General features: G+C 58.5%; 1 protein-coding gene. It reads right to left on the bottom strand.

Annotated elements, in window-relative coordinates:
* Nucleotides 1–648, bottom strand: a 648-nt coding sequence (locus tag FT726_RS27570) for an ISNCY family transposase (RefSeq protein ID WP_346303876.1), incomplete at both ends; no start/stop codon positions are given.

Below are 648 nucleotides of genomic sequence, written 5' to 3'. Positions count from 1 at the left end.
GATGTTCAGGTCATGCAGTGCGCGTCCGAACTGCGTTATGCCGGTACGTCGTGTTTCGGCCTGACTGACGCGAAACACCGCATGTTTGTCACTGTAAAACGCCACCGGCTTGCCGTGTTTTTCGATGTAGTCGCGGGTAGCCACCATGTAATCAAAGGCTGACTCACTCTGACAGAAGCGCAGGTGCATCAGACGGCCGGTCGCATCATCAATATAAACCAGAAGGCAGCATTTTTGCGCGCGGCCTTCGAACCAGTCATGGTGTGAGCCGTCGATCTGGATAAGCTCACCCAGGCAATCCCGCCGCAGGCGCGGCTGATAAATGCGGGGCTGACGACGAGCGTGTGGGATCCCAAGTCCGTCCGCAGTCATCCAGCATCGCAGCGTCTCGACAGAAATCGTAATCCCGTGGCGCTCCTGAAGTTTTTCTGCGGCAAGTGTAGGGCCGAAACCCACGTAATTTTCACGTAGCAGCGTCAGTATGCGGTGGCGCAGTCTCTCATCGATGCGATGCGTGCCGGGCTTGCCGCGACGCGCGTTGGTAAGACCGGCGGCGCCAGACTCGCGGTAGCGGTTCATCAGCCGCTGAACCTGACGCTCGGTAAGATCCAGCTGAGAGGCCGCATCACGGCGACGCAGACGTTTTTC

It is taken from the genome of Pantoea sp. Morm (assembly GCF_016643525.1).
GTDB lineage: Bacteria > Pseudomonadota > Gammaproteobacteria > Enterobacterales > Enterobacteriaceae > Pantoea > Pantoea dispersa.
This window is presented reverse-complemented; position numbering and strand designations above follow the sequence as displayed.